General features: G+C 67.5%; 24 protein-coding genes and 1 tRNA gene. 12 read left to right on the top strand and 13 right to left on the bottom strand.

The features are described 5' to 3' along the window. Positions 1-115: 115 nt before the first annotated feature. A complete protein-coding gene (locus tag DW307_RS06665) occupies positions 116-673 on the top strand; it encodes a peptidylprolyl isomerase (RefSeq protein WP_021201367.1) in 558 nt (185 codons plus the stop codon). A 21-nt stretch (positions 674-694) separates the two neighbouring features. Continuing rightward, positions 695-1,594, top strand: a complete 900-nt coding sequence (locus tag DW307_RS06660; RefSeq protein ID WP_021201366.1) for a rhomboid family intramembrane serine protease — start codon at positions 695-697, stop codon at positions 1,592-1,594. Between the two features lie 210 nt (positions 1,595-1,804). On the opposite strand, the gene DW307_RS06655 is transcribed toward DW307_RS06660, so the two are convergent. Beyond that, a complete protein-coding gene (locus tag DW307_RS06655; protein WP_021201365.1) occupies positions 1,805-2,044 on the bottom strand; it encodes a cell division protein CrgA in 240 nt (79 codons plus the stop codon). Between the two features lie 113 nt (positions 2,045-2,157). Between DW307_RS06655 and DW307_RS06650 the strand changes: the two genes are divergently transcribed. The 3 genes from DW307_RS06650 to DW307_RS06640 are packed head-to-tail and all read left to right on the top strand — an operon-like array spanning position 2,158 to position 3,765. Then, positions 2,158-2,952: a class E sortase gene (locus DW307_RS06650; RefSeq protein WP_029268154.1), complete on the top strand. Its 795-nt coding sequence runs from the start codon at positions 2,158-2,160 to the stop codon at positions 2,950-2,952. A 28-nt stretch (positions 2,953-2,980) separates the two neighbouring features. After that, positions 2,981-3,136 carry a hypothetical protein gene (locus DW307_RS06645; protein ID WP_021201363.1) on the top strand — a complete coding sequence of 52 codons (156 nt, stop codon included), beginning with the start codon at positions 2,981-2,983 and terminating at the stop codon, positions 3,134-3,136. Further along, positions 3,133-3,765 carry an anthranilate synthase component II gene (locus tag DW307_RS06640; RefSeq protein ID WP_029259478.1) on the top strand — a complete coding sequence of 211 codons (633 nt, stop codon included), beginning with the start codon at positions 3,133-3,135 and terminating at the stop codon, positions 3,763-3,765. Before DW307_RS06645 ends, DW307_RS06640 begins: the two co-directional genes overlap by 4 nt. Positions 3,766-3,798: 33 nt before the next feature. Here the strand turns inward: DW307_RS06640 and pknB are convergent, their stop codons facing one another. From pknB to DW307_RS06605, 7 genes are read right to left on the bottom strand one after another with little or no spacing between them, the layout of a single operon-like run. Beyond that, a complete protein-coding gene (gene pknB / locus DW307_RS06635; RefSeq protein ID WP_029259479.1) occupies positions 3,799-5,487 on the bottom strand; it encodes a Stk1 family PASTA domain-containing Ser/Thr kinase in 1,689 nt (562 codons plus the stop codon). A 45-nt stretch (positions 5,488-5,532) separates the two neighbouring features. Further along, entirely contained in the window at positions 5,533-7,269 is a 1,737-nt protein-coding gene (locus DW307_RS06630) for a protein kinase domain-containing protein (RefSeq protein WP_240750537.1), read from the bottom strand. Further along, entirely contained in the window at positions 7,266-8,720 is a 1,455-nt protein-coding gene (locus DW307_RS06625) for a peptidoglycan D,D-transpeptidase FtsI family protein (protein WP_029259481.1), read from the bottom strand. Before DW307_RS06625 ends, DW307_RS06630 begins: the two co-directional genes overlap by 4 nt. A gap of 1 nt (position 8,721) precedes the next feature. Beyond that, positions 8,722-10,107 carry an FtsW/RodA/SpoVE family cell cycle protein gene (locus tag DW307_RS06620; protein WP_021201358.1) on the bottom strand — a complete coding sequence of 462 codons (1,386 nt, stop codon included), beginning with the start codon at positions 10,105-10,107 and terminating at the stop codon, positions 8,722-8,724. Continuing rightward, positions 10,104-11,405, bottom strand: coding sequence for a PP2C family protein-serine/threonine phosphatase (locus DW307_RS06615; RefSeq protein WP_136024353.1), 1,302 nt, complete (start codon positions 11,403-11,405; stop codon positions 10,104-10,106). The genes DW307_RS06620 and DW307_RS06615 overlap by 4 nt, the downstream gene beginning before the upstream one ends. 7 nt (positions 11,406-11,412) lie before the next feature. Continuing rightward, complete coding sequence (locus DW307_RS06610; RefSeq protein ID WP_136024352.1) at positions 11,413-11,934, bottom strand: FHA domain-containing protein FhaB/FipA; 522 nt, start codon at positions 11,932-11,934, stop codon at positions 11,413-11,415. Then, positions 11,931-12,656: an FhaA domain-containing protein gene (locus DW307_RS06605; protein ID WP_029259482.1), complete on the bottom strand. Its 726-nt coding sequence runs from the start codon at positions 12,654-12,656 to the stop codon at positions 11,931-11,933. Before DW307_RS06605 ends, DW307_RS06610 begins: the two co-directional genes overlap by 4 nt. A 144-nt stretch (positions 12,657-12,800) precedes the next feature. On the opposite strand from DW307_RS06605, the gene DW307_RS06600 reads away from it, so the two are divergent. Continuing rightward, positions 12,801-12,883: transfer RNA gene (locus tag DW307_RS06600), tRNA-Leu, on the top strand. A 142-nt stretch (positions 12,884-13,025) separates the two neighbouring features. Here the strand turns inward: DW307_RS06600 and DW307_RS06595 are convergent. After that, positions 13,026-13,874, bottom strand: coding sequence for a ribokinase (locus tag DW307_RS06595; protein ID WP_136024351.1), 849 nt, complete (start codon positions 13,872-13,874; stop codon positions 13,026-13,028). Positions 13,875-13,989: 115 nt separating this feature from the next. Between DW307_RS06595 and DW307_RS06590 the strand changes: the two genes are divergently transcribed. Continuing rightward, entirely contained in the window at positions 13,990-14,922 is a 933-nt protein-coding gene (locus tag DW307_RS06590; protein ID WP_029268164.1) for a nucleoside hydrolase, read from the top strand. A 3-nt stretch (positions 14,923-14,925) separates the two neighbouring features. Here the strand turns inward: DW307_RS06590 and DW307_RS06585 are convergent, their stop codons facing one another. Beyond that, positions 14,926-15,942 (bottom strand): LacI family DNA-binding transcriptional regulator, encoded by a 1,017-nt coding sequence (locus tag DW307_RS06585; RefSeq protein WP_029259485.1) that lies wholly within the window; start codon positions 15,940-15,942, stop codon positions 14,926-14,928. Between the two features lie 112 nt (positions 15,943-16,054). Between DW307_RS06585 and uriT the strand changes: the two genes are divergently transcribed. From uriT to DW307_RS06565, 4 genes are all read left to right on the top strand, one after another. Next, positions 16,055-17,473, top strand: a complete 1,419-nt coding sequence (gene uriT, locus DW307_RS06580; protein WP_136024350.1) for a uridine transporter UriT — start codon at positions 16,055-16,057, stop codon at positions 17,471-17,473. Between the two features lie 164 nt (positions 17,474-17,637). Next, the gene (locus tag DW307_RS06575; RefSeq protein WP_136024349.1) at positions 17,638-17,829 is read left to right on the top strand and encodes a hypothetical protein; all 192 of its coding nucleotides are present in this window, start codon (positions 17,638-17,640) and stop codon (positions 17,827-17,829) included. 10 nt (positions 17,830-17,839) lie between these two features. After that, positions 17,840-18,544 (top strand): GntR family transcriptional regulator, encoded by a 705-nt coding sequence (locus DW307_RS06570; RefSeq protein ID WP_136024348.1) that lies wholly within the window; start codon positions 17,840-17,842, stop codon positions 18,542-18,544. After that, complete coding sequence (locus DW307_RS06565) at positions 18,537-19,268, top strand: GntR family transcriptional regulator (RefSeq protein WP_136024347.1); 732 nt, start codon at positions 18,537-18,539, stop codon at positions 19,266-19,268. Before DW307_RS06570 ends, DW307_RS06565 begins: the two co-directional genes overlap by 8 nt. Before the next feature lie 257 nt (positions 19,269-19,525). Here DW307_RS06565 and DW307_RS06560 read toward each other — a convergent pair whose 3' ends face one another. Then, the gene (locus tag DW307_RS06560) at positions 19,526-20,494 is read right to left on the bottom strand and encodes a GNAT family N-acetyltransferase (RefSeq protein WP_136024346.1); all 969 of its coding nucleotides are present in this window, start codon (positions 20,492-20,494) and stop codon (positions 19,526-19,528) included. A gap of 150 nt (positions 20,495-20,644) precedes the next feature. Here DW307_RS06560 and DW307_RS06555 point away from each other — a divergent pair, with 150 nt between their 5' ends. Next, the gene (locus DW307_RS06555; RefSeq protein ID WP_136024345.1) at positions 20,645-21,283 is read left to right on the top strand and encodes a hypothetical protein; all 639 of its coding nucleotides are present in this window, start codon (positions 20,645-20,647) and stop codon (positions 21,281-21,283) included. A gap of 55 nt (positions 21,284-21,338) precedes the next feature. On the opposite strand, the gene DW307_RS06550 is transcribed toward DW307_RS06555, so the two are convergent. Beyond that, the gene (locus DW307_RS06550) at positions 21,339-21,641 is read right to left on the bottom strand and encodes a hypothetical protein (RefSeq protein WP_021201338.1); all 303 of its coding nucleotides are present in this window, start codon (positions 21,639-21,641) and stop codon (positions 21,339-21,341) included. Continuing rightward, positions 21,638-21,904, bottom strand: a complete 267-nt coding sequence (locus tag DW307_RS06545) for a hypothetical protein (RefSeq protein WP_136024344.1) — start codon at positions 21,902-21,904, stop codon at positions 21,638-21,640. Before DW307_RS06545 ends, DW307_RS06550 begins: the two co-directional genes overlap by 4 nt. Between the last annotated feature and the right edge of the window lie 290 nt (positions 21,905-22,194).

The raw sequence follows: 22,194 nt of genomic DNA, 5'->3' as shown, positions 1-22,194 counted from the left end.
CCATCTTGCCACGAGAGGCTGGAAGCCGGGCGGGAATCGCCCGGCCCTTGCTTCTTCGCCTCATGAGGGGTAGATACCACGGCCAACTCACCGGAAGCTCTGCGAGAATGAGGACATGGCTCACGCTTCTCATGTCGCAACCCTGCACACCAACCACGGTGACATCGTCATCAACCTCTTCGGTGACCACGCCCCGAAGACGGTCAAGAACTTCGTCGGCCTCGCCGACGGCACCCAGGAGTGGACCGATCCCGCCACCGGCAAGCCCGGCGAGGGACCCCTCTACAAGGACGTCATCTTCCACCGCATCATCCCGAACTTCATGATCCAGGGCGGCGACCCGCTCGGACAGGGTGTCGGGGGCCCCGGCTACAACTTCGACGACGAGATCAACATGGAGCTCAACTTCAACGAGCCCTACATCCTCGCCATGGCCAACGCCGGTCTCCGCCGCAACGCCATCACCGGCAAGCCCGAGGGCACCAACGGTTCGCAGTTCTTCATCACCACCGACCCGACGCCGTGGCTGCAGGGCAAGCACACGATCTTCGGCGAGGTCGCCGATGACGCTTCCAAGGCCGTCGTCGACGCGATCGGCGCCGTGCAGACCGGTGCGGGCGACCGTCCCGTCGAGCCGGTCGTGCTGCAGTCGATCGACATCGTCGCGGCCTGACGACAGCTGCGGCCGATCCGGATGACCACGCCTGAGTTCACGAGCAATCGCGACAACTTCTGCTACCGGCATCCGGATCGGCAGAGCTTCGTGCTCTGCCAACGGTGCATGCGCACCATCTGCCCCGAGTGCCAGACGCAGGCGCCCGTCGGCGTCATCTGCCCGGAGTGCATGAACGCCGACCGCAAGAACCGCACCCCAGCCCAGAAGAAGGCGGCCCGTCGTTGGGGCGGCAGCGGTGGAGCGAGCATGGCGATGGCTCGCAGCGGCAAGCCGGTGGTGACCTACGCGCTGCTCGCGGTCACGTCGTTCATCGGACTGCTGCAGCTGATCCCTGGTATCGGCGAGCAGATCACCGGCCAACTGCTCTTCGCGGCGCCGTATCTGTATCCGAACCTGTCGCCGCTGCCCTTCGAGCCCTGGCGATTGCTGACCGCGATCTTCGCCCATGGCGGCTTCATCCACCTCGCGCTCAACATGCTGGCCCTGTGGATGCTCGGACAGAGCCTCGAGCCCATGCTCGGTCGCGTTCGCTTCCTCGCTCTCTACCTCATCAGTGGTCTCGGCGGCTCGGTCATGGTGGCGGTGCTCGCGCCGCTGACCTCGACCGTCGGTGCCTCCGGCGCGATCTTCGGCATGATGGCCGCTCTACTCATCGTCGGTCGACACCTCGGTGCCAACGTCACGGGTCTTCTCGTGATCCTCGGCATCAACTTCGTCTACGGCCTGGTATTCGGCGGCGGACGGATCTCCTGGCAGGCACATCTCGGCGGCCTGCTCATCGGAGCCCTGGTGGCGTTCATCTACGTCAAGACGAAGCGACGAGACCAGCGCACCCTGCAGATCGTGCTGCTCTCCGCTCTGGTCGTCCTGTTGATCGTCGTGGTGGCGTTCGTGCCGCCGCTCATCCTTTTGTCCTGATCCAGAGTTGTTAACAGGGTTGTTAACCCCTGTGAATAACAACGGTGTAATTCTCCCCAGGCTGTGGAGAGGGCTGTGGATAACTTTCGCTCTGGGTGGCTTGTGGGGCGGGAACGGGGCCGTTCCCTTACGTGAGTCGTACTTCGCTACTGACATGAGAAAGGCCCTCTCGCATGGCGAGAGGGCCTTTCTGGAAGAAGGAGTGAGGCGTCAGCGCCAGCGGGTGGTCATCAGGAATCCGATCAGCGCGATACCGAGTCCGATCGCCAGGTTCCAATTGGAGAGACCCGGGATCGGGTACTGCATGCCGGAGATGTAGAACACCAGGATCCAGGCGAGACCCAGGAGCATGAACCCGATCATCACCGGCTTGAACCACACGGCGTTGGGAGCGGCGTCGCCTTCAGCGCGCTCGACGGCGGGTTCTTCAGTCTTGCGGTCACGTGCCATTCCGTCATTGTACCCATGAGACCTGTCTCGGACGAGGTCGAGCAGGCCCTGGGACAGAGGGCGAGACGGTGACGCCACGGCATCCGCCCAGCGTTCCCGGATATGATCACCGCATGACTGCATCCGTCGCGCCTGGGGGGCGACGTCCGCGCCGGCAGCGACCACGCTCCCGTGCGACGTTCGCGAGCGTACTCGGCGAGCTCCTTCTGACGGCAGGCGTGGTCGTTCTCCTCTTCGTGGCCTGGCAGATGTGGATCGGCGACATCATCATCAGTGCACAGAAGAACGACGAGGGTGCCGCCGTCTCCCAAGCCCTCGCGCAGGCGGAGGCACCCGCGCTCCCCCCGGTCGTCGAGGACGAAGACGGCACCTCCACCTACATCCCACCCGTGCCCGCAGCCCCGGCCGACGCGCAGTGGTTCGGCCAGATGCACATCCCCCGTTTCGGAGCCGAGTACAACTTCGGGATCTTCGGGGGCACGAGCCGTGCGCGCACCCTCGATCAACAGGGCATCGGAATCTATACGAACTCCAAGATGCCCGGCGAGGTCGGAAACTTCTCCCTGGCCGGGCACCGCACGACGTGGGGCAAGCCGTTCAACCAACTCGACAAGCTGCAGCTGAACGACGCGATCGTCGTCGAGACGCCCGACGGCTGGTACACCTACCGCTTCCGCACGCTCGAGTACGTGAAGCCCTCGCAGACCGATGTGCTCGCCGATGTGCCGCAGATGCCGGAGCAGCAGACCGGCGAGCAGTACATCACCCTCACCGCCTGCTCGCCTCTGTACTCGCTGGCGGAGCGCATCGTCGCCTACGGGGTGTTCGAGAGCTTCCAGCCGCGGGCCGAGGGACCGCCGACCGCGCTGACCGACCCGCCGCCCCCGCCGGCCGCACCATCCGTGTGATCGTGGACCGTCATAAGGGAGAAGACTGATGTACGCCGCACTCTGGCGCCTGCTGCCCGGACCGTGGTGGCTGCGTGTGCTCATCCTCGTGGTCGTCATCGCCGCCGTGCTCTATGGCCTGTTCTGGTACGTGTTCCCCTGGGTGAGCCCGATCATCGCCCCCGGTGAGGTCGACGTCGAATGACGCGAGTTCTCGTGGTCGACAACCACGACAGCTTCGTGCACACACTGGTCGGATACCTGAGCGAGCTCGGCGCGCACACGGTGATGATCGAATCCGATGCCACGGATGCGGCTCAGCTGGAGCGGATCCTTCCCGAGTACGACGCGTTGATGCTCTCTCCGGGCCCCGGTGCACCCGTCGACGCGGGGGCGTCGCTCGACGCGGTGCGCATCGCCGCCCGCCTGCGGGTGCCGACGCTCGGGGTGTGCCTCGGGCATCAGACGATCGGCGAGGCGTTCGGGGCTCCGGTCGCCGCAGCGCCCGAGCTCATGCACGGCATGGTCTCGGCGGTGACGCACGACGGCTCCGCGTTGTTCACCGGGATCCCTTCGCCGTTCGACGCCGGGCGCTACCACTCCCTCGCGCTGGCGGCCTCCGATCTGCCCTCCGAAGTCGTCGTGACCGCCTGGACCGAGAACGGAACCGTGATGGCTCTGGCTCACCGCGATCAGCCCCTCTGGGGCGTGCAGTTCCATCCGGAGAGCGTGCTCACCGAGGGAGGCTACCGGCTCCTGGCGAACTGGCTGGAGCTGTGCGGCGACGAGAACGCCGTCGGGCGCGCTGAGGAACTTCACCCGCTCGCTCGCTGAACAGCGTCGGGCGGGGGCATACGCCCGACGGTGCTATCCGGTGCAGAAGAAGATCTGGACCGAGGAGCCCACCGGAACGTCACCCGGTGCCACCGACATCGAGTGGACCGTGGTCGGCTCCGTCGCGGGGCACTCCGCGGTCTCCGTCGGCACAGCGACCAGACCGAGGTCCGTGAGGTTTGTCGTGGCGGCATCGACGGTCCAGCCGACGAGGTCGGTCAGCGTGACCTTGCCGCTGGCCACGACGAGATTGACGACGGTTCCCGGATCCAACTCCGCATCGGCCTTCTCGCTGGCGGAGATGACCGTGTTCGTCGCCAGGGCCTTGTCGTTGCGCTGGATGACGGTCCCGAGTTCGAGGCCGGCCGCCGTGAGGGCCTTCGTGGCATCGTCGAGTGCCATCCCCTCGATCTTCGGCATCACCACGGTCTCCTCGCCCTTGGAGACGTACAGGGTGATCGTGGAACCCTCTTCCACCGACACTCCCGCTTCGGGGTCGGTGCGGATCACGTTCCCCTCCGTCACCTCGGAGCTCGTCTCGATCACGATCTTCGATGAGAGGTCGAGTGCGGCGAGGTCGTCCTGTGCTCGTTCCGAAGACACGTTGACGAGGTTGGGGATGGTGCGCGACGTGCTCGACACCTCAGTGGGCCGCATGCTGATCGTGACCACCCAGAACAGCACGGAGGCCAACAACACGGCGAGCAGCGCCACGCCCGCCCAGATCCAGGCGACCGGAGGACCGGACTGGGTTCTGGTCATGGTCGTGTCCGTGCTCAACTGGCGAAGCGATCGCGCGGTCTCCTGCGCCTGCCGCGGGCTCGCCCCGTACAGCTCGCTGGTCAGCGCACCGAGCTCCTTGCGGGTCGGAGCGTTTCCCGTCATCGCGGAATCGAGCGCCGCGCGGAAGTGCGCGGCATCCGGATAGCGCTGGTACGGGTCCTTGGCGAGCGCGCGGAGCACGATCGGGTCGAGATTCCGCGGGGCGTCCTCATTGACCTCGGTGGGAGGAACGGGAGTCTCGCTGACGTGCTGATAGGCGACCGCTACCGGCGACTCGCCACGGAACGGCTGCCGCCCCGTGAGCAGCTCGTACAGCACGACACCGGTCGAGTAGAGGTCGGCACGAGCATCGACGGGTTCGCCCTTCGCCTGCTCCGGTGAGAAGTAGGCGGCGGTCCCGATGATCTGGGTGGTCTCGGCGACGGTCGACGACGAGTCGGAGACGGCTCGGGCGATGCCGAAGTCCATCACCTTGACCTGACCCTTGTCGGTGACCATCACGTTGCCGGGCTTGATGTCGCGATGCACGACACCGGCGCGGTGCGAGTAGTCGAGCGCCTCGAGGATTCCGTCGACGTAGCGGACCGCATCGGTGGCCGGCACCGGGCCGGCGGCGATGATGTCCTTGAGGAGGGTGCCCTTGACGAGCTCCATCACGATGTACGGCGGCTCCGTGGAGCCGATCTCGCTCGTCGAAGGGTCGCCGGCGTCGAACACGCGGACGATCGACGGATGCGACATGCGCGACGCCGCCTGGGCCTCGAGGCGGAACCGGTTACGGAAGGTGGTGTCGCGCGCAAGGTCGGCATCGAGGATCTTGATCGCGACCTCGCGTCCGAGCGTCAGGTCGTACCCGCGGTACACCTTCGCCATTCCGCCATGCCCGATGAGCTCGTCGACGCGGTACCGACCCGCGATGACTTGTGGCTCTGTGGACACGGAAGACCCCCCTGGAAACTACGCTTGCTGAACTGGAACTACAGATTACCCGTCGGTGCCGCTGTTCCCATCGCCGGGGTCGGTGGCCGCCGTGATCGTCACCGAGAGCGGCGGAGACGCGGCGGAGGTGCGCTGGTCGCCGCCGGAGCACATGCCCTGGTAGCTGACGATGAGCTGCTGTCCTGCGGCGTCGGCGATCTTCACCTGCGTGTTGCGCTGCGTCGGCTGGAAGTTCGGGCCGCCCGAGACGAAGGTGCCGTTCTGGACCGACACGACGTAGCCGGAGAGAGTGGTTCCGCTGGGGCAGGTGAATCCGGTGCCCCAGGAGATGGTCACCGTCGAGCCGGCGACAGGGTTGCCCGTGATGGTCGGGGCGTCGGTCGGGGTCGGCAGACCGGCACGAGCGGTGTAGACCGTGAGGGTCATCGCCTGGGTGGTCTCCACGTTGCCGGTGGGAGCCACGCGGTAGACCTTTCCGACCTCTTCATCGCTGGGTGCCGGGTCTCCGTCGACACAGGTGATCTCGCTGTTGAAGCCGGCGCCCTTGAGCGTGGAGGTGGCCGCGCCGCAGTCCATGCCGTTCAGGTTCAGGGCGGTCACATCCACTCGCGTCACCTCCGGCGTCGGGGTGTTCGGCGGTGGAGTCGTCTGCGTCTGGGTCGGCTTGCTGCTCGGCGACCCCGTGGGGTCGGCGTCGCCGCCCTGGTTCGCGAGCATCGCCCACACCGTGCCGCCGAGCACGATCACCAGCAGCGCGATCAGAGCGATCAGCGGCCAGGTCCAGGGGCTGCGCTTCTTCTTCTTCTCCTCTTCCACGGCTTCCTCCGTGGGAAGCTGAGCGGTGGTGGGAAGGATGCGCGTGGTGCCGTCGTCGCCGGAGGCATTCAGGAGTCGGGTCGCGTCCTCGCCGCCGGCGATACCACCGGTCGCGATCGCCGGCACAGCGATGGCCGCGGAGTTCAGATCGCCCCGGCGAAGGGCCTGGGCCGCTCGTGCCACCGTCGCGGACGACGAGGGACGATCGCTGGGCTTCTTGGCGATCATCGCCATGACCAGGTTCTGCACCGGGATCGGGACGGTCGGAGGCAGGGGCGGCGGCTGCTCGTTGATCTGCGCCATCGCGATGGCCACCTGCGACTCGCCCGTGAAAGGACGCTTGCCCGCCAGGCACTCGTACGCGACGATGCCGAGCGAGTAGGTGTCGGTCGCTGGCGATGCCGGGTGACCTGACGCCTGCTCGGGCGAGAGGTACTGCACCGTGCCCATGACCTGGCCGGTCGCGGTGAGAGGCACCTGGTCGGCGATGCGGGCGATGCCGAAGTCGGTGATCTTGACCCGGCCGTCGGGCGTGATCAGCAGGTTTCCCGGCTTGATGTCGCGGTGCACGAGACCGGCCGCGTGGGCTGCCTGCAGCGCGGAAGCCGTCTGGGCGACGATGTCGAGAGTCTTGTCGGCGCTCAGCGCACCATCGCGCTCGAGCACGGTCGAGAGTGCCTCGCCCGGCACCAGTTCCATGACGAGGTAGGCGCTGCCGTTCTCCTCGCCGTAGTCGAACACGCTGGCGATGCCCTCATGGTTGACGAGAGCAGCGTGCCGCGCCTCGGCACGGAAACGCTCGAGGAACCCGGGGTCCCCCATGTACTCGTCCTTGAGGATCTTGATGGCGACGGTACGTCCGATGACGTGATCCGTCGCCTCCCATACCTCGCCCATGCCACCGATCGCGATACGCGACTGCAGCTCGTAACGACCACCGAACGACACACCCTGCGTCGGCCTCATCTGCCCAGCACCGCCTCTATGACCTTCTTCGCAATCGGAGCCGCGATGGTGTCGCCGCTGCCTGATTGTCCCTGTCCGCCGCCGTCTTCGACGACGACCGCTACTGCGACCGCGGGGTCGTTCGCCGGCGCGAAGCCGGTGAACCACAACGTGTGCGGCCTGTTTCCGTTCTCTGCGGTGCCCGTCTTACCGGCCACGTCGATCCCGTCTATTCTTGCACCCTGGGCCGCGCCCGTTGCGACGCTCGCGACCATCGCCGCGGTCACGTTGTTCGCCACGTCGGCATCCATCGCACGTCCGAACTCACTGTCCTGGAAAGCCTTGATGACCGAGAGGTCGTTGCCGATGACGGCGTCGACCATCCGCGGGTTCATCACGATGCCGTCGTTCGCCAATCCGGACGAGACCATGGCCATCTGCAGCGGGGTCGCCGTGACCTTTCCCTGACCGAATCCGGTCAGCGCGGTCTGGGCGTCGTCGAGGCCGCGCGGGTAGCTCGACGGCGTCGACGTGAGCGGCGTGTCGAACGACTGGTTGAAGCCCAGCTTGTCCGCCATCTCGCGGATGGTGTCGTCACCGAGCTCTACGGCCAGCTCGGCCATCGGGATGTTGCAGCTCAGACGGATCGCCTCGGCGATCGTGACGGTCTCCCCCGGACCGCACGTGCCCCCCCAGGCGTTGGAGACGCGGTTGCTCGAACCGGGAAGGGTATACGCGATCGGGTTGGGCAGCGTGGAATCCGGAGTCCATTTGCCAGTTGCATAGGCCGCAGCCGCGACCACGACCTTGAACGTCGAGCCGGGAGGGTTCAGGTCACCGGCGATCGCCCGGTTGGACAACGGCTTGTTCGCGTCGGCGACCAGCTGATCGTAGGTCGCGTTCGCAGCGTTCGCATCATGCGTCGCCATCAGGTTGGTGTCGAACCCGGGAGTCGAGACCATCGCGAGGATGCGTCCGGTTTTCGGGTCCATGGCCACGACCGCGCCCTTGAGGTCGCCGAGGGCTTCGTAGGCAGCCCGCTGCGCCGCGGTGTTCAGAGAGAGCTCGACGCTGTATCCGCGCTGCGGCTGGCCGGAGAGGATGCGCTCGACCTCGCCGAGGAACGCGTTCGACCCCGTGCCGGAGAGCTCGGCGTTCATGGCCTTCTCGATGCCGGTGCTCGAGCCCAAGGCGGGGTTGAAGTAACCGGTGACCGGTTCCCACAGCGCCGCATCCGTGTAGACGCGCTGGAACTGGTACCGGTCGTCGCTCGGCACCGAGTTGGCGATCGCGACCCCGTCGACGATGATCGATCCGCGTTGGATCTCGTAGCTGTCGAGGCGCGTGCGCTTGTTGTTGCTGTTCTGGGCCAGCGCATCCGCCTCGACGACCTGGATCCAGCTGGTCGCGGCGAACAGGGCGATGAACATGAACAGCATGATGATGCTGAGGCGACGGAGTTCCTTGGTCATGTCAGCCGATCACCACCCGGGGCTGACGGCGCACACCGTCGGAGATGCGCAGCAACAGCGCCACGATGAGCCAGTTGGCCACGAGGGAGGAGCCACCCGCGGCGAGGAAAGGAGTGGTCAGACCCGTCAGCGGGATGAGGCGGGTCACGCCGCCGACCATGATGAACACCTGCAGAGCGATCGTGAACGAGAGTCCGGTGGCGAGCAGCTTTCCGAAATCGTCCTGACCCGCGAGGCCGATGCGCATGCCGCGGCTGACGAACACCATGTAGAGGCAGAGGATCGCGAACAGCCCGATCAGGCCGAGCTCTTCGCCGAGGCTGGTGATGATGTAGTCGCTGTGGGCCAGCGGGGTGACCTCGGGACGGCCCTGACCCCACCCGGTGCCCATGAGTCCGCCGCGTGCGAGGCCGAAGAGTCCCTGCATGGGCTGGTAGCCGGCGCCGTCGGGATCGACCTGGTCGGCGTCGAAGAGGAAGAGCCAGTTGATGAAGCGTCCCTGCACGTAGCTGAGGATCTGCGTCGCGAGTGCCACGCCGGCGACCACGAGGGCCAGGCCGATGAGCACCCAGCTGGTCTTCCCCGTCGCGACGTAGAGCATCGCGACGAACATCCCGAAGATCAGGGTTCCGGTTCCGAGGTCGCGCTGGAACACGATGATCCCCAGCGAGATGAGCCAGACGACGAGCACAGGTCCGAGCTCGCGCATACGGGGCCAGGTGATGCCCAGCACCCGCTTGCCGACCGACGTCAGACTCTCGCGGGTGCGCACCAGATAGCCGGCGAAGAAGATCGCCAGGCAGATCTTGGCGAGCTCGCCCGGCTGGAAGGCGAAGGCACCGCCGAGCGACACCCAGACCGCCGCATTCGCATCGGGGATGCGCAGCCCGGGGACGAACGGCAGCAGCAGGAGCAGGATTCCGGCGAGGCCGAAGATGTAGGTGTAGCGGAACAGCACGCGGTAGTTGCGCAACAGGATGACGACCGCGATCGCACCTGCGAGCGAGATCGCGGTCCACGCGAGCTGCTTGGTCGAGTAGGCGTTCCAGCCGGTGTTCTCGAAGGCGATGTCGATCCGATAGATCATCGCGATGCCGAGGCCGGTGAGGAGGGTCGCGATGGGCACGACGAACGGGTCGGCGTCGGAGGCGACGAAGCGGAGCACGATATGCAGGGCGAATGCGAGTGCGGCGAGACCGCCGCCGATCGCCAGGATCATCGGGTCGATCACGCCCAGTGCGCCCAGCTGCACGAGCGTGAGGGCGGCTCCGCTGATCGCGCAGGCGAACAGCAGCAGCCAGAACTCGCGATTGCGCTGGTTCTGCGGCATCCGGATGCGCTTGAGCGCCTTGATGACGCTGGTGTCGGCGGCGACGTCGGTGCTCATCCCTCACCCCCGGCCGGCGTGTCGACAGGAGTCGGCATGGGGGTGGGCAGCGGGGTCTCGATCGTGTTCGCGTCGGCCCCGGCGCGGAGCCGGTCGACGATCGCCATCGCGTCGGACAGAGATCGTGCGGTGATCGTGCGCTCGACCGAGGCGCGCTGATACGGCGGCAGATTCGCGAGGAGGATGTCGGTGTCTTCGACCGGAGTCGACAACGTGATCGGACCGATGTTCTGCTGCACGCCTTGGAAGATCACGACGCTGTCCTCGTCGGCGCCGATGAAGTAGCGCGTCTGGGTCCAGCTGTAGGCGGCGAAGGCGGCGACGCCGAGCATCACGATCACCACGAGGGCACCGGCGATCCAGCCGAGACGACGGCGCTTGGCGCGACGGCGATCCTCCTCGATCAGCTCCTCGAGGTACTCGGGAGCCGGCTCGAAGTGGCTCGGCTCGTTCGCGGCCTGGCGCACCGGGTGCAGCCAGTTGCCGCGCGGAGGTCGGACCGGAGGCACGTAGACGCCGTCGGGGTTCGATGCCGAGCCGACGATCGTGGGCGTGCCCGAGTGGATCGGATGCTGCCCGCCCACGTCGACGAGGACGATCGTGACGTTGTCGGGCGCGCCGCCGTCGAGAGCCTGCTTGAGGAGGTTGTCGGCAGTGCGGCCGGGCGCGAGGCCGAGCTGCATGGCCTTGAGGATGTGCGGTTCGTCGACCACGCCCGAGAGGCCGTCGGAGCAGAGCAGCCACCGGTCGCCTGGTTGCGTGTGCATCACGAACATGTCGAGCTCGGGATCGGAGTCCATGTCGCTGAGCACGCGCATGAGCACGGAACGGCGGGGGTGGTAGCGCGCCTCCTCCGGCGTGATGCGGCCCGAATCGACCAGACGCTGCACGAAGGTGTGGTCGGCGGTGATCTGCGTCAGTGCGCCGTCGCGGTACAGGTAGATGCGCGAGTCGCCGATGTGGCCGATCACCGCGTATTCGTCGACCATGATGATCGCGCTGACCGTGGTGCCGAGGCCGGCGAGTTCCGGGCGGTCCTTCGCGGCGCGGATCAGGTCGCCCGCTGCGGTGGTCGCGGCGGCCTGCAGCGAGGCCTGCGCGTCTTCGGTCGACGCATAGGGCTGGTCGAGGGGCTCCAGACGCTGGATCGCGATGCTGGAGGCGACGTCTCCGCCGGCGTGCCCGCCCATGCCGTCGGCGACGACGAAGAGATTCGCACCGGAGTATCCGGAATCCTGGTTGTTGGAGCGGACCTTCCCGGTGTGGGAGATCGCGACGCTCGAGCCCTCGAAGACCATGCCGGCGTCAGGCTCGCAGCTCGAAGGTCGTGGCGCCCACCTTGATCGGGGTGCCGAGCGAGAGGGCGACGGGCGAGCCGGAGACGCGCTGGCCCGCGACGAAGGTGCCGTTGGTGGAGTCGAGATCCTGGATCGCCCAGCTGTCGCTGCGCAGCATCAGGCGCGCGTGGTGACTGGACGTGTAGTCGTCGCGGATCACGAGAGCGGACTCGCTGGAGCGGCCGATCGTGAGGGAGTCGGCGCTGAGCGGCAGCTCGAGGCCCGCTTTGGGGCCGGAGGTGATCACGAGCCGCTTGGCTGTCGCGACCGTGGCCGGACCGGTGGAAGGGCGAGCGGATGCCGGTTTCGCCACCGGTGCTGCGGGGGCTGCGACCGGCGCGGCGGCCGACCCTGCCGCCGCCTCTGCGGGGAGCTTGCGCACTCGCACGCCGAACAGGTCGGCACGCAACGAATACACGACCCCGAACACGAAGAACCACATCAGGATGAGGAACCCGATGCGGAGCAGAAGGAGGATCAGTTCACTCACCCGAGGGCTCCGAACGCTCGGGTGGCGTCGTCGCCGCGGGGTGCAGGACGCGAGGGTGACGCGACCGGCACGATGCGGAACACCAGATCGGTGCGTCCGATCGTGATGGTGGTGTCGCTCGGGAGCGCGGCTTCGCGCAGCTTCTGGCCGTTGACCTTCGTGCCGTTGGTGGAGCCGAGGTCGCGCATCATGGCGCGCTCGCCATCCCACAGGATCTCGGCGTGCTTCCGACTCGAACCGGCGTCGGCGATCGTGATGTCGGCATCCGAGCCGCGGCCGATCACCGTGCGGGCGCGGGAGATCGAGTGACGACGACCGTCGACGTCGACCACGGCCTGCCAGGACACACGACCTTCGACCGTTCCCGAGCTCACACGCACCGTGCCGGTGGCGACCTTCTCATCGGCCTCGAGAGTGATGGAGAGCGGTCCGGAGAAGCTGTATCCCTGGGACTTGGCGTGCGCGGTGAGAAGAGCGTGCAGCTCGTCCGTGAGGGCGCCACCGAGCCCGCGCATCCGTTCGGCGTCGTCGGCGCTGAGGCGCACGACGAAGCTGTTGGGGGCGATGATGCGGTCGCGGCTGACGACCGCAGCCTTCGTGTCGGCTTCGCGCCGCAGCGCCGAAGCGATCTCCACTGGCTGGATGCCGCTGCGGAAGGTCTTGGCGAACGCGCTGTTAACTGCGCGTTCGAGACCCTTCTCAAAGCTGTCAAGTAGTCCCACTGGGCTCCTCTGGCATGCCGACTGGTAGACACATCGTAGCCAGGTGTCCTGGGGGAACGCCGCCGATGACCCTCCAGGCATGTGCAACGAGGCCGAAAACGCATGATATCTTTGGGAAGTTGAGTTCTTCGGAACGAGACACTCGCGCGAGTGGCGGAATGGTAGACGCGCTGGCTTCAGGTGCCAGTGTCCGTAAGGACGTGGGGGTTCAAGTCCCCCCTCGCGCACAGTAGGTGCGTATCGGAAGTTGATCCGATCCGAGTGTGAGAATGGCCCGGTTCCGTTGAGGAAGCCGGGCCTTCTTCTTTTGGATCAGCCCCGTGGACGCCGGCGCCCACGGGGCCGGCGCCGGAGGTGCGGTCAGCCCCCTCACCGCACGGGCAGATACCGGTTCAGGTGCGCGAGCGGCGGCTGCGACGAGAGGTGCGACACGGCCGCGGATCCGACCGCACAGGCGGCCCCAAGCGCGTCGGCCGGCGAATGTCCGGCGCGAAGCGCGAGCACGAGAGCCGCACAGAACGCATCGCCCGCGCCGACGGTGTTCACGGCCTCCGCACGGACGCCGTCGGCCCGTGCGATCTCCTCGCCCCGGCGGTACAACGCCGCCCCGGCCGCCCCGTAGGTGACGGCGACGAGCTCGGCTTCGGCGAGCTCGGGCATGAGCTCGCGTTCGGTCTCGTTCACGATGAACAGGTCAACGCGACGCAGCAGGGCTTCGGGCAACGGCTGGGCGGGGGCGGCGTTGACCGCGACGAAACCGGTGGCGGTGGCGGCCACCGCTTCGACGACGGCGAGTGCGATCTCCAACTGCATGAGCACCGCCTCGTCTTCTCGGAAGGTCACCCCGTCGAGGGCCACGTGGTCGTTCGCTCCCGGGCAGACCGCGATCTGGTTCTCGGCGTCGGAATCCACCACGATCAGGGCCGTTCCGGTGGGTGCGTCCACGGTCCGCAGATCGGCGACGTCCACTCCGGCCCGGATCATCTCCTCTCGCGTCCAGGTCCCGTCGGCGTCATCGCCGACGGCGCCGATCATGCGCACCCGTCCCCCGAGCTTCGCGGCGGCGACGGCCTGATTCGCGCCCTTCCCGCCCAGATCGCGGGAGAGTCGTCCTCCCGCCACGGTCTCACCTGCGGTGGGGAGGCGATCGACGAACGCGGTGACGTCGACGTTCGCACTGCCGACGACGACGAGAGACGGAAGAGCGGGAGTGACCATGGCGGCAGCTTTCGGATCGAGGAGGCGGTATCGGGGAACGTCGGCATCGTGGTCGACTTGACGTTCCCGTGAGAAAGTGTAAACGTTTACGCACGCACATCTGCAAAGGAGCACCATGACCATTCCCGTCCTTCTCGACTGCGATCCGGGTCACGACGACGTCTTCGCGATCTGGCTCGCAGCCGGAAACGACGCCATCGACCTGCGTGGGGTGACCACTGTCGGCGGCAACGGCTACCTCGAGCACACGACCCGGAACGCGCGGATCGCCCTCACCGTTGCCGGTGTCGAGAACGTGCCGGTCGCCGCAGGTGCCGACAAGCCGCTCACCCGTGAGTTGACGCCCGGGGCATGGATCCATGGGGAGAACGCCCTGGGTGGGCCCGCCCTCCCGGAGCCCACGGTGCCGCTGGACCCCCGTCACGCGGTCGAGTTCCTCGCCGACACTCTCGCCGCCTCACCGGAGCCGATCACGCTGATCCCGACCGGCCCCCTCACCAACATCGCGCTCCTGCTGCAGCAGCACCCGGAGGTCGCGCCCCAGATCAAGGAGATCATCTGGATGGGCGGCTCGACCGGCCGCGGCAACGTCGGCGCGTACCCGGAGTTCAACGCCTGGGCCGACCCGGAAGCCGCAGCGGTCGTGTTCGCCTCCGGGCTGCCGCTGACGATGGTCGGGCTCAACATCTCCCATCAGGCGCTGATCACCGAAGAGGTGATCCGGCGGATCGGTGCGGTCGGCAACGAGACAGCGGCCTTCGGCGTGGAGCTGCTGCGCTTCTTCTGCAGCACCTACGAGAAGGCGGAGGGAATGCCCGAAGGCCCTCTGCACGATCCCATCACCGTGGCGATCGCGATCGACCGCGCCGTCGCATCGATCCAGCGCTGCCACGTCGACATCGAGACCTCGGGTGAGTTCACGGCGGGCGCGACCTGCGTCGATCTGCACGACATGCTGGGCAAGGAGCCGAACACCGACGTCGCGATCACCCTCGACGTGCCGAAGTTCTGGAACCTGGTGACGGATGCTGTCGCGGCACTGGCCTGACGTTCAGCGCGGCGCGACGAGCGTCGTCGACTCGGCCACACGCAGACTCGGCGCGAGGCGGCTGAGCACGTACGGGGCCTCGGGATCGTCCATTCGACGCACCAGCGCCTCGGTCGCCTCCCGGGCGAGCTCGTCGAACGGCTGCACCACGGTCGTCAACCGCGGTTCGCATACGTCGGCGAGCATCGTGCCGTCGAAGCCGGTGACCTGCACATCGGAGGGCACGCTCTTTCCGGCGCGTTTCAGCGCCGCGATGGCCCCGGCTGCGACGAGGTCGTCGCCGGCGATGATCGCATCGGGAAGCGGGCCGCGCGCCAGCAGCTCCTCCGCAGCCCTCTCGCCGAAGGCGAGCAGGTACTCGCCGAAGATGTTCTGTTCGCGGGGCATCGATCGGCTGCGCACCGTGGCCTCGAACGCCGCTCGTCGTTCACGGCCCACGGAGGTGACGTCGTTGCCCGAGACGAGCACCACACGGTGTGCGCCCCGGGCGGTGACGTGCTCGACGGCGAGATCGATGCCGGCGTCGTTGTCGACACCTACGAAGTCGGCAGGAAGATCGAGCACGCGACGGTCGAGCTGCACGAGCGGAACCCTTCGCGCGGTGTCAGCGACGGCGTCGAACGAGAGCTCGGCGTCGGAGGGGACCACGAAGATGCCCTCGACGCGACGCTCGACCAACATGCGGAGGCGGTCGCGTTCTCGGTCGACCTCGCCATGGGAGTCCGCGATCACGAGGTCGAAGCCGCGGCGCTGCAGATGGTCCTCGAGGCGGTGGATGAGTTCACCGTAGAAGGGGTTGCTGATGACCGGGACCACGACCCCGATGGTGGCGCCGGTGCCGGCGCGCAGGCCGCGGCCGATGAGGTTCACCCGATAGCCGAGTCGCTCGGCCACCTCGGCCACATGCTCCGCGGTGCGACCGGACACCCGGTCCTTACCGTTGAGGGCTCGCGAGACGGTCGCGATGGACACACCGGCGGCGGCTGCCACCTCGTGCAGCGTGACGGACGCCTTCTTCACCACGACTTCCCACCCTGACCGGTGCCGCCGTCGACACCATCAGTCCAAGATAGGGCGTGCGTAAAGGATTACGCACGCGAACAGCCAACGATTCGACACGAAGAAGTGAGCAATGACCAATCAAGTAGATGCGGTTCGCACCCGGACCGGCGTGGTGTCGCTGATGATCGCCCTCCTCGCCGCGTGCCTGGCCTTCCAGCTCAACGCCAGCATGCTGAGCCCCGCGCTGGTGACGATGGAGCGCGAGCTCGATGCGACGTCGACCGAGATCGCCGCGACGCAGACCGTCTTCTTCACGGTCGCCGCGCTGTTCACCCTGTTCCTCCCCCGCCTGGGTGACCTGATCGGGCGCCGACGCGTCCTGGTCGGAATGCTCGTGGTGATGGCGATCGGCTGCGTCGTCGCGGCGCTGGCCACCAACGTCCCGATGCTCTTCATCGGTCGCCTCATCCAAGGCGTCTCGGGGCCGGTCGTGCCGCTCTGCCTCATCATGCTGCGGGCGGCCGTCAAGGATCCGAAGGCGTACGGGACCCTCCTCGGTGTCGTCACGGCGGTCAACGGAGGGATCGCCGGTGGAGATGCTCTGCTCGGCGGATATCTGGCGACGAACCACGGCTTCGCCTCCATCTTCTGGACGATGGCGGGTGTGGCGATCATCGCTGCGCTCACCGTGCGATTCCTCGCCCCGGAGACGATGGCCGACGACCGCCCGCGTATGGACTGGTGGGGATCACTGCTGCTGGTCATCTCGGTGGGGTCGATGCTCGTCGCTCTCAACGAACTGGGCGCGCTCGCCGAGGCGAACCTGGTGCTCGTGATCGTTCTCGCGGTCGTCGCCGTCGTGGCGTTCACCTCTTTCTGGAAGCTCGAGGGCAGGATCGACGATCCGCTCGTCTCGACGGCCCAGCTCAGGCAACGAGCCACCTGGGCGCTCAGCGCCACCTCGCTGCTCACCCTGTCGGGGATCTTCGCGATCATGAACGGAGTGGTCCCCGCCCTCGCGCAGGACACGGCGATGAACCTCGCGATGAGTGCCGAGGAGGTCTCATTGTGGATCCTGATGCCCTACGCGCTCGCCGGCCTCCTGATGGGACCGCTCAGCGGCAGGCTCGCCGCCACCGTCGGGTACCGCACGATGCTGCGCATCGGGCTGGGCGGCACCGTCGCGGTGCTCGCGCTCATGGTCGCCAATGTCGAGACCTCATCCCGGTTCGTCCTGCTCCTCCTCTCCATCGCGGTCGGCGTCACCTATGCGGGGATCGGCAACATCATGCTCAACGGCCTGGGCGTCGTGCTGTCGCCGAAGGACCGCCCTGGATCGCTTCCCGGCCTGAACACGGGCGCCATCAACCTCGGGGCGGGACTGAGCTTCGTCGTCATCTACGCGGCGCAGACCTCGTTCGCCTCCGGAGCAGGCGATGCGACGGCGGGATACGTCGCGGCACTGATCACCGGGGCGGTGGTGCTCGTCGGCGCCCTCGTCTTCTCGATGTTCATCCCCAAGCCCGTGACCGCCGAGCTGTCGCGCTAGTCCGCGTCGCAGAGGGCCCCTCGCCCGCCCCGGGCGGGGGTCCTCGTCATCGAACACTCGGGAAACATCCGTCCGTAGTACGACGCCGCCGCTACCTTCGGCCGATGCTTCCCCGTGCCGTCCCGGCGACGATGGAAGTCCACCCTCCTCAGAGAAGACGTTCTGTGACCTCACGCACCCCCGACCCCCGTTTCGCTCTCGCTTTGGCCGCCGTCGGGCTCAGCACCTCGGCGCTCGCGCTCGCCGCGTGCGCTTCGGCTGCCTCCCCCGCGTCCCCCTCCACCGCCCTCGACCCCGCCACGGGGGAAGATGTGCCAGCCCACCACGGCGGAGACAAATCGAAGGCTGCTGGTTAGTCTGGCCGGTATGACGGACGAGCCGAAGCCCTCGACGAAGGCCCGTCCTCGTACTCTGATCCGCGATCAGGTGTACGCGCGGTTGGCTCAGGAGATCGTGACCGGACGCCTGGCTCCGCTCGAGGAGATCCGCGATCAGGACCTGCAGGCCGAATACGGCGTCTCCCGCACACCGATCAGGGAGGCCCTCATCCGGCTCGCCGACGTGGGCCTGGTCGAGATGAGCTCGAACCGCTTCACGCGGGTGGCCCCCATCGATCTGCGGGCACAGGCGGATCGCGCCGAGGCCGCTGGCGCGCTGATCGCCTACGCAGCCGCGAAGGTGGTGCCCGCCCTCACCGACGCCCAGCTCGACTCCCTCGATGCCCGCGTGCAGGCGATCCTGGACTCCGACCTCACTCGCGGAGGGATGCCGGACGGGCTGCGGCTCTGGTTCGCCCTGTGGGTCGAGGTGATCGAACTCGCCGACAACGCGATCGTGACCGAGATCCTCGATCGCAACCTCGTGCTGCACCTGAGCCGCTCGGTACAGGATCGCCCTCTCCCCGAATGGCTCGGACAGCAGCAGCGCGTACTCGTGGAGCCGCTGCGGGTGGCGTTTCGAGCGCGAGACGGCGCGGCCGCACGGGATGCCGTCTTCGAGCTCTTCCGCGTCACCACGGTCGAGCCACTGCGGGCGGCGCTGACCGGCGAATGGCGGCATCCCGATGAGTAGCCCGGAGTCGGAAAGGCGCGCGGGTGCTCCCTCGTTCCTGTCGGTCGAGATCCTCGACCTCGTCGATCGGAAGGATCTGGCCGCGCCGAGACCTGTGGCCACACGGCTGGAGTCGGTCGTCGAGGCACTGACCCGCAAGATGGAGACCGGCGAGCTGCCCCCGGGAGCCGCGTTGACGGTCTCGACGCTCGCGAAGGAGCTCGACGTCGCCACGAACACCGTGCGCGAGGCGATATCGATCCTGACGGTGCAGCATCTGGTCGAGGCTCGTGCGCACAAGTCGTCGGTGGTGGCGACCCCCACACGCGCGTGGCTCGCGGCCGTCGTCGCGGAATGCTCCGGGCTGTCGACTCTGGCCGCGACCCTGGGCATCGCGCGGGCGACCCCGAGCGAGCGCCGGGCGTTCCGGGTGGCCGCCGAGCAGGCGATCACGGCATGGCGGGCGCAATCCGTCGATCACCGGGTCGCGTCCGGCTTGACCTGGAACCTCTTCCAGATGCTGGCGTCCTACTCGCGAAATCAGTACCTCGAAGCGATGCACGCCGCCAAGCGTCCCGCCCTCGTGCTCGGGTTCACGCACCTCGGGCGCGAGCGCAACGCCGCGATGGTGACGGGCGCGGTCGCGGATCTTCTCGAAGCGGTCGACGACGGGGCCGCGCACGAAGGGGCGGAGATCGTCGGCGACCTCTACGTCTACGTGCTCGATGACCTCATCCTGAACTGACCGCGCACCGATACTTCACTGGGCCGGTCGGAGAGTGGATACCGTTCAGTAGTCGCCTTCTGAGGGCGACCGCCCAGCATCCCTGGCTTCCCCGCCGTCACGGTGATCGTCCCCAAGATCACCATCGAGGGGTGCTGCGCCTCGTTCGTTGGCCGCCGTTCCCCACGGCGGCCGGCGGACGTCCATCCGGTGATGAAGAGTGTGAGCCGACCGCTGCCGGATCGTGAGGAGAGCGCGGCCGGCGACCGGGACGGCCGTCAGCCCAGCGGCCCCTCGAGAACGGTGAGCACGTCAACCTCCTCGAACCCGACCGACCTGTTGAGGGCGAGCATCGGCTCGTTCGTCAGCGCCGTGTACGTCTGCAGGAAACGCGAGCCGGCACTCTCCGGAACGCTCAGGAGTCGGCGGAGGTTGGCGACCTTCAGCGCACGCCCGATGCCGCGATCTCGAACCCGCTCCTCGACGAAGGTGTCGTCCTGAAGGGCGATCGTCGGATCGGGCCGAGAGAGCAGGATCTCGGTGTAGCCGACGGAGTGCCCGTCGATGCGACCGACGCTCCGCACCAGGGCATACCCCTGTTCGGACATGCGCTCCTCGTTCCGGCGGACCGCCGCGACATCGACGGGCGCGGCAGTGCGTGTCAGGTCGCCCATCGGCACGTCGTCCGACATGTGCGCGCGCAGCCGAGCCCAGTCGTCGAGAAGCTCCTCCGGACAGGCGTCCACCCACGAGATGACCTCGACGTTCGACGGCGGGCCGGGGAAGCTGTCGAGAATGCCCTGCGGCAGCGGGAGATCGACTACCTGCCGGCTTTCGCGGACGCCGATCCGCATGCCCTCGGAACGTGCGAACGAGACGCCGGCATCGGAGTACGTCTCGGTGCGCATCACCGTGGCGGTGCCGCGCAGGGTGTTCCGCACGGCGTGGAGCAGCGCACGGGCGACTCCGCGTCGACGGAACGCATCGAGAACGGCGATCTCGACGTCTGCCGGCTCGCCAGGGTGCGCGTGCGCCTCGGCCGCGCCGACCGGCACTCCGTCGATCTCCGCGAGCAGCAGCACCGAGCGGCGGATGGGATGGGGGTTCTGGAACTGCAGGCGCGTGGCCTCGTCGCTGCGGGACCACGCCTTCTGACGGCCGAAGGCGCACCCGTCGCGGAGGATGCCGTTCCACCGCAGCAAGAGGGTGACGTTCTGCGGATCGACGGGTTCGACGCGGATGCTCATCGCGGTCACGACGCTTTCGGGGGTTCGACGACGGGCGGGTGCATGACCAGGGTGCCATGCCAGGGAGCCGTTCATCCCTTTTCGCGCTGTCGCGGAGCCTCTGAGAGGGTGGAGACAGGACCTGCCCTGAACGATGACGAGCGGTGAGCGATGAGTGGACCTGAATCCCCGATGGTCGCGGTCGAGGGCGCATCGACGCGGTGGTCACCATGGTGGCTGGCCTCCGGAGTGCTCTTCATCGTCTCGGCGCTGCTGACCGCGTTCCGCAGTCTCCCCGGGTCGCTCGAGGGGAATGCTCTCGTCGGCATCTCGACGGCGGCGACCGTCGCCTTCAGCCTCGCGCTCGCCGCCGCCGGGGTCGGAGCTGCACGTCGTGACGGCACCCTGCGGCTGCCGAGGTCCGCGGTCATCTCCCTCTTTCTCCTGGCGGTCTGGCTGCCGGTTGGTCCCCCGTCGCTGGTGGCGTCGTTCGACATCACGGCGGCTGCACCGATCTACGTGAACGCCCTCGTGGAGTTGGGGCTCAGCGGAACGATCGTGGCAGGTGTCCTCCGCAGTCCACTCGCGAAGCCCTGGAACGTGGTCCCCGCGGGCGCGCTCGCCACGGTGATCCTGGGGTCGTTGATCGAGGTCGCCGTGATGTCCGGCAGCGTGACCGATCAGAATACGATGATCCTCGTCTCCCACGTGCTGACGCTGACACGAATCCTCGCCACCGGAGCGATGGGAGCCGTGGCCATCCAGGCCGCGCGCTCGCGGAGGCGATCGGTGGTCGTGTTCGGGGATTGACCCTCGTTCTGCGCATGTCGGTCGCCCCGCTCCCGCCGGGCGACCGACGCTCCCGTCAGGCGGCCGACACGTATCCGTTCGAGGAGTCGTCCTCGACGAGGACGTACGCGAGCAGGCCGTCCGTCTGCGGTCGTGTCCGCCGCCACACTCGCTCGTGTCCACCGGTGGCGTAGTCGAGCACGATCCATTCGGGAGCGTGCGGATCGCGCCGTCCGACCACGTATGACGTGCTACCGAGGCCGACGGATCCGAGCTGGGCGACGAACTGATCGTCGTCGAGGGAGGCGGGCGGCGTACGGCACAGCTCGGTGGAGCGGATGTGCATGGTCTGCGCGGCCTGCGCGGCTCGCCGTCTCATGCGAGGTCACCGGCTCGGACGCCCAGCTCGCTGGTGTCGCGGAGACCGTGCGTGTCGAGGTAGGCGCGGATGGTGTCGTGGACGATGCGGATCTGCGCCTCGTTCCCCATGGCGGCCTGCATCGTCCCCATCGTGGGTGCCGGCTTGCCGTTCACGCGGTCGAGCGCCTCCCAGACGATGTCCTCGCGGGAGCCGCGGCCCATCGAATGCGGCATCGAACTGAACACCGGGTTCGGTTTCCAACCGGTTCGGTTCTCCTCCATCAGTGATTCCTCTCCTGTGTCTCCTGGCGCCGTCGAACGCGGGTGCATCCGTTCTTGCGCGTGGGCGCGCCGAACACCCCCTGGGGCCAGAGACCCCCGACGGACGGCGCGCTGTCCTGCGGCCAGGAGCCTTCCCGCAGAGCTGTCGGATGCCGACGGAGGGAAGGACGATCTGGCCGTCCGGTTCCCTACGACAGTAACACTTATTTTTAGTCATTCAAAATAAGGAGGTGGTCCGAATGGGCCGGAAGCGCCGAGAAGGCCCGATCCACGGGACCGGGCCTTCTCGC

It is taken from the genome of Microbacterium sp. K27, from assembly GCF_004794435.1.
GTDB lineage: Bacteria > Actinomycetota > Actinomycetes > Actinomycetales > Microbacteriaceae > Microbacterium > Microbacterium maritypicum_A.
The sequence above is the reverse complement of the archived record's forward strand: the minus strand, read 5'-3'. Positions and strand labels throughout refer to the sequence as shown.

Excerpts from the sequence above, each read along its gene's own strand:
- DW307_RS06665 (WP_021201367.1), top strand. The coding sequence starts at position 116 with ATGGCTCACGCTTCTCATGTCGCAACCCTGCACACCAACCACGGTGAC.
- DW307_RS06660 (WP_021201366.1), top strand. The coding sequence starts at position 695 with ATGACCACGCCTGAGTTCACGAGCAATCGCGACAACTTCTGCTACCGG.
- DW307_RS06655 (WP_021201365.1), bottom strand. The coding sequence starts at position 2,044 with ATGGCACGTGACCGCAAGACTGAAGAACCCGCCGTCGAGCGCGCTGAA.
- DW307_RS06650 (WP_029268154.1), top strand. The coding sequence starts at position 2,158 with ATGACTGCATCCGTCGCGCCTGGGGGGCGACGTCCGCGCCGGCAGCGA.
- DW307_RS06645 (WP_021201363.1), top strand. The coding sequence starts at position 2,981 with ATGTACGCCGCACTCTGGCGCCTGCTGCCCGGACCGTGGTGGCTGCGT.
- DW307_RS06640 (WP_029259478.1), top strand. The coding sequence starts at position 3,133 with ATGACGCGAGTTCTCGTGGTCGACAACCACGACAGCTTCGTGCACACA.
- DW307_RS06630 (WP_240750537.1), bottom strand. The coding sequence starts at position 7,269 with ATGAGGCCGACGCAGGGTGTGTCGTTCGGTGGTCGTTACGAGCTGCAG.
- DW307_RS06625 (WP_029259481.1), bottom strand. The coding sequence starts at position 8,720 with ATGACCAAGGAACTCCGTCGCCTCAGCATCATCATGCTGTTCATGTTC.
- DW307_RS06620 (WP_021201358.1), bottom strand. The coding sequence starts at position 10,107 with ATGAGCACCGACGTCGCCGCCGACACCAGCGTCATCAAGGCGCTCAAG.
- DW307_RS06615 (WP_136024353.1), bottom strand. The coding sequence starts at position 11,405 with ATGGTCTTCGAGGGCTCGAGCGTCGCGATCTCCCACACCGGGAAGGTC.
- DW307_RS06595 (WP_136024351.1), bottom strand. The coding sequence starts at position 13,874 with ATGGTCACTCCCGCTCTTCCGTCTCTCGTCGTCGTCGGCAGTGCGAAC.
- DW307_RS06590 (WP_029268164.1), top strand. The coding sequence starts at position 13,990 with ATGACCATTCCCGTCCTTCTCGACTGCGATCCGGGTCACGACGACGTC.
- uriT (WP_136024350.1), top strand. The coding sequence starts at position 16,055 with ATGACCAATCAAGTAGATGCGGTTCGCACCCGGACCGGCGTGGTGTCG.
- DW307_RS06570 (WP_136024348.1), top strand. The coding sequence starts at position 17,840 with ATGACGGACGAGCCGAAGCCCTCGACGAAGGCCCGTCCTCGTACTCTG.
- DW307_RS06565 (WP_136024347.1), top strand. The coding sequence starts at position 18,537 with ATGAGTAGCCCGGAGTCGGAAAGGCGCGCGGGTGCTCCCTCGTTCCTG.
- DW307_RS06560 (WP_136024346.1), bottom strand. The coding sequence starts at position 20,494 with ATGAGCATCCGCGTCGAACCCGTCGATCCGCAGAACGTCACCCTCTTG.
- DW307_RS06555 (WP_136024345.1), top strand. The coding sequence starts at position 20,645 with ATGAGTGGACCTGAATCCCCGATGGTCGCGGTCGAGGGCGCATCGACG.
- DW307_RS06550 (WP_021201338.1), bottom strand. The coding sequence starts at position 21,641 with ATGAGACGGCGAGCCGCGCAGGCCGCGCAGACCATGCACATCCGCTCC.
- DW307_RS06545 (WP_136024344.1), bottom strand. The coding sequence starts at position 21,904 with ATGGAGGAGAACCGAACCGGTTGGAAACCGAACCCGGTGTTCAGTTCG.